The 4,996-nt window shown below is 39.1% G+C and carries 5 protein-coding genes; 4 read left to right on the plus strand and 1 reads right to left on the minus strand.

Features of this window, described 5'->3' with window-relative positions; all coding sequences use genetic code 11:
* The first annotated feature begins 309 nt into the window (after positions 1–309).
* The 4 genes from NL42_RS16605 (at position 310) to NL42_RS16620 (ending at position 3,574) form a co-directional block, all read left to right on the plus strand.
* Positions 310–1,203 carry an amino acid ABC transporter substrate-binding protein gene (locus NL42_RS16605; protein ID WP_004642554.1) on the plus strand — a complete coding sequence of 298 codons (894 nt, stop codon included), beginning with the start codon at positions 310–312 and terminating at the stop codon, positions 1,201–1,203.
* Between the two features lie 91 nt (positions 1,204–1,294).
* Positions 1,295–2,137 carry an amino acid ABC transporter permease gene (locus tag NL42_RS16610; RefSeq protein WP_461313583.1) on the plus strand — a complete coding sequence of 281 codons (843 nt, stop codon included), beginning with the start codon at positions 1,295–1,297 and terminating at the stop codon, positions 2,135–2,137.
* A 2-nt stretch (positions 2,138–2,139) separates the two neighbouring features.
* On the plus strand, positions 2,140–2,817 hold the full coding sequence (locus tag NL42_RS16615; RefSeq protein WP_461313584.1) for an amino acid ABC transporter permease: 678 nt from the start codon (positions 2,140–2,142) through the stop codon (positions 2,815–2,817).
* Positions 2,818–2,830: 13 nt separating this feature from the next.
* Complete coding sequence (locus tag NL42_RS16620; RefSeq protein ID WP_004792844.1) at positions 2,831–3,574, plus strand: amino acid ABC transporter ATP-binding protein; 744 nt, start codon at positions 2,831–2,833, stop codon at positions 3,572–3,574.
* A 52-nt stretch (positions 3,575–3,626) separates the two neighbouring features.
* Here NL42_RS16620 and NL42_RS16625 read toward each other — a convergent pair whose 3' ends face one another.
* Positions 3,627–4,940: a DcaP family trimeric outer membrane transporter gene (locus NL42_RS16625; RefSeq protein WP_461313585.1), complete on the minus strand. Its 1,314-nt coding sequence runs from the start codon at positions 4,938–4,940 to the stop codon at positions 3,627–3,629.
* Between the last annotated feature and the right edge of the window lie 56 nt (positions 4,941–4,996).

The raw sequence follows: 4,996 nt of genomic DNA on the forward strand, positions 1-4,996 counted from the left end.
TTTTTAGCTGAAGTTAAGCCACTTTATTGTGCATGTGTTTACATTGTAATCAATAATTGCCACATTTAAGTGTAAATAGATGAGCTTAATAATAGACAGAAGATTAAAACATAGATTAAAGTAGAAACATGTTAGCAGTTTTAAAGGTATTAACTCTGCAAAACAGACTGAATAAAATAAGTGAAGCAAATGGATGTGTCCTACTTGGAAAAGTTGGCGCGATAATTGCAATTTAATAATAAATCACTCTATTGCTCTATATGAATGATTCTATAGATAAATAGAGAGAATGATCATCAAGGAGTTCTTATGAAACGTTCTGCAACCTCTCTCATTATTTCAACATTTATGCTTTGTACGGTTGGTGCTACTTCTCAAATTCAGGCAGCAGATACATTAGCTAAAATCAAAAGCAGTGGAAAAATCGTCATTGGCCACCGAGAATCTTCTGACCCAATTTCATATGTTGTTGCAGGTAAACCAGTAGGTTATGCAGTCGATATCTGTAACCAGTTTGCAAATGACATTAAAAAAGAATTGAAAATGCCTGGGCTAAAAGTTGAATACAAGGCAGTAACTTCATCAACACGTATTCCTGAACTTTTAGCAGGCAATATCGATATGGAATGTGGTACGACCACAAACTCTAAGCAACGCCAAGAACAAGTTGGTTTCTCAACAAACTACTATGCGACAGAAGTACGTATGGCAGTTAAAGCGAACTCTGGCATTAAGAGTTTGGCAGATTTAAACGGCAAGGCCGTTGTAACAACTCAAGGCACAACATCTGATAAATACATCAAGATGAATGAAAAAGGCCAAGCGCTTAATATCCAAAATATCTATGGTAAAGATCATTCTGACTCTTTCGCAATGATGGCATCAGGCCGTGCTGCTGCATTTGTCATGGATGATAATATTTTAGCTGGTTTGGTTGCTAAGTCTTCAACACCTAAAGCTTTCGCAATTGTGGGTCCAGTACTTTCATCAGAGCCTTATGGCATTATGCTCGCTAAAGGTGATACGAAGTTCAAAGCGATTGCTGATCGTACTGTAAATAATCTATGGAAAACTGGTCAAATGGACGCTTTATATAAGAAGTGGTTCTTATCGCCAATTCCACCAAAAAATACAAATTTGAACATGCCACAAAGTTCATCTTACAAAAAATTAAAAGCTCACCCAACAGATGCAGGGATCTAACCGGATCTTGTTATCCTAAATTTACTTAAGCAAGTGAGACTCACTTGCTTAAGCGGTCTATTTTCCTAAAGTATTCATTTAAGGGGCAAACATGTCAGTCGGCTCGCTAAACTGGACTATATTCTGTGCGGAGTCTAATGAATATGGTGTCGATAAAGCCGCATGGGCAGAATCAGTCTGTAGAGTAATTGGTAGCTCAAGCTACAATGCTCATGCTGAAGCGCCCACATGGTTACAAATGTTAGGTTCAGGCGTCTTTACTATGGTTTGGACAGCTGTTATAGCCTTTCTTATCGCATTTTTATTAGGTTCTCTCCTAGGGGTAATTCGTACATTACCCAACAAACCTCTCTCATTTATTGGCAATTGTTACGTTGAAATCTTCCGTAATATTCCACTTATTGTGCAGCTATTCTTCTGGGCATTTGTTTTTCCGGAATTCTTACCGGACAGCTTAAGTGCAGGCAGTGGGGATGTGGTTGCAGGTGGGTGGTGGAAAAATATTTTAAATCATCAACCTGCGGTTATTGGTGTTTTTGCATTAGGCCTCTACACTGCTGCGCGTGTATCTGAGCACATACGTGCTGGTATTAATACTGTTTCTCGTGGTCAAAAGTTCGCAGCTTTTGCGATGGGTTTTACCACTGCACAAAGCTATCGTTATGTCATTTTACCAGTTGCATATCGTACTGTGTGGCCAACGATTACTTCTGAAGCAATGAACGTTTTCAAAAACTCAGCTGTTTTATATGCTTTGAGTGTTTTGAACTTCTTCGCTTATACAAAAACCATGCGCGAAGAAACTTCTCAGGACATCATTATTCTTATTCTCTCTACACCTGTTTATTTAATTATTACTTATAGCATTAAATTTATCATGGCATGGATTGAGAAACGAATGGCTGTGCCTGGCTTAGGCTCAGGAGGGAAGTAATTATGGATTTTTCTTTATTACATAACCCTGACGTGATCGCGGCACTCAAAGAAGGTTTCATTTTTACCCTGACCGTGACTGTATTGGCGATGATGGGCGGTATCCTAATCGGAACCCCATTGGCAATGATGCGTTTATCAAACAATGCCATCGCAAGTAATTTCGCAAAATTTTATGTCGATCTGTTTCGTGGTATTCCACTGATTCAGGTGATCTTTATTTTCTACTTTTTGTTGCCGAAAATATTTGAGTTTCAATCTGATACATATTGGGGACCATTGTTTTCGAGTGTTGTGACTTTTGCTATTTTTGAGGCTGCATTTTTCTCGGAAATTGTGCGTTCCGGAATTCAGTCTATTTCAAGAGGTCAGGTACATGCAGGTTACGCGCTAGGTTTTACCTATGGTCAATCAATGCGCTACGTGGTTTTACCTCAAGCCTTTCGTAACATGCTCCCAGTATTGTTAACTCAAACCATTATTTTATTTCAGGATATCTCATTAGTTTATGTGATTAGTGCACCAGACTTTTTAGGTCGTGCAGATACATTGGCTAATACATATGGCCCTGAAACGAAAGCAACATTCTATTTAATCGTCGCTGTAGTTTACTTCTGTAGTTCGTTTGTGCTGTCGCAATTAGTCAAACGCTTACAGCAAAAAATTGCCATCATTCGCTAATTGGAGATTTTAAATGCCAATGATAGACATCCAACATATCTCTAAATGGTATGGTGATTTTCAGGTTTTAACAGATTGCACGACGAGTATTGAAAAAGGTGATGTCGTTGTTGTTTGCGGACCATCTGGTTCAGGAAAATCAACACTCATTAAAACAGTAAATGCGTTAGAACCATTTCAACAAGGCGACATTATTGTTGATGGAGTTTCTCTGAAAGACCCAAAAACGGATCTTGCTAAATTCCGTTCACGAGTAGGAATGGTCTTTCAACACTTTGAACTTTTTCCGCACATGACTGTTTTGGAAAATCTAACCATTGCTCAAGTTAAAGTGTTAAAGCGTTCAGTTGCTGATGCTCGTGAAAAAGGTCTGAAATATTTAGAACGTGTAGGTTTACTTGCGCATAAAGATAAGTTTCCGGGCCAATTGTCTGGTGGTCAACAACAACGTGTAGCGATCGCTCGTGGCTTGTCCATGGACCCAATCTGTATGTTGTTTGATGAACCGACTTCTGCACTTGATCCAGAAATGGTCGGAGAAGTACTTGAAGTGATGGTGCAACTTGCACATGAAGGTATGACCATGATGTGTGTTACACATGAAATGGGTTTTGCTAAAAGAGTATCTAACCGTCTAATTTTTATGGATGAAGGTAAGATTTTAGAAGACTGCCCAACGCATGAATTCTTTGATAATTTAGATGCTCGCCACGAGCGCGCGAAGCTCTTCTTAGAAAAAATTCAAGCTATGCATTAATACCATTAATAAAAAAGAGCCTTTTAAAAGGCTCTTTTTTTACGTCCAATTTTTAGAAACTATATTTTGCTAATAAATTGACGCGAGAGTAATCACCTTTATCGCCTGCGAAAGTTTCTCGTTGGCCATAAGTATATTCTGCACCTAAATCAATACTTTTAACCGGATTCCAGATTAAATTGACCAAGGCATTATAAATTTCTTTGTTATAGCTGGTGCTGGTTAAATTGCTATTTGCATAGACGCTATCATCTTTATATTGAATACCACCTATTGCAAAAGTAGAGCGGAGGATAGGGCTCCATTTCCGTTGATAGCCAATAACAGCACTATCAAATTCACCTAAATTAATATCCTGAGTTGTGGTGTCATAGGCATAAGCTGAGTTGCTATAAAGTAAATAGCGGCCATCTCCTTTAACATGATAGTAATTAGCAACCAAGCTATCTTGAGGCGTTAAATCATATTTACCACCAATGCCCACACCCCAACCAAATTTTTCTTCAGAAGTACTATCTTTTGGAGCTACACGGTTTTCATGGGCAAGACCATGTAACTGTAATAGGCCTTTATTATCTGTAGTTTTGAAATCATATCGGGCTGTTAAAGCAGGAAAGCGGCTTCCACCGGCAGCATTACCAGCTTTTTCAATATCACCGCCTTCTAAGGCAACTAATATTTTCTGTTGTGCATTAATTGGCTGAGTGTACCTAACCTGTACTGTACGTGTAGTACCTGTACCAATAGCGCCATTAAAATCTACTGTTTCTGGTGATGTATCAGTGTTTACAAAAGGTGAGGTCGTTTGACCAGCTAACCATTTTCCTAAAGACATATAGGCATGGCGAACACGGAAGGTACCATTACCATTATCGCCATTTCCACCCATGAAATCGGCTTCAATTTTGCCGGTTAAATCTCCGTATTGGGTAGGTCGAGTAATATCTAATCCTATTCGTGAAGTTGCAGCAGATACATTTAGTGAGTCTTGTTTCGGGTCATCTTTATTTAATGGATAGTTAGCGCCATTTGAAATGCTGCCATTTGAACCTTTTAAGTCATAGGTTGCATCTGCGCGGACACTACCATAAAGCTTAACTTGGGTTTGCCCATCGGCCATCGCCATCCAACCTGGTTTTGATACAGGAGGTGTAGGAGTAGCTGGTGCTACAGGAATTGTTGCTGGAGCACTAACCGACAAAGTTGTTTTTTGTTGATCAGATAGTTTCTGGACGAGTTGTTTTAACTCCTTTACTTCATCACGTAAGGCGTTAACTTCGGCATCTGTAGCGGCATGCACAGGCATCGTCACGCTAATTACGCCTAAAGAACTCATTGCTAGCACTAGTGTTTTGATCTTATTCACAGGAACTCCCCGACATGGATAAAAATTTTCCTGCAAATACATAACAATAATAATGC

The organism is Acinetobacter sp. GN11 (assembly GCF_054823985.1).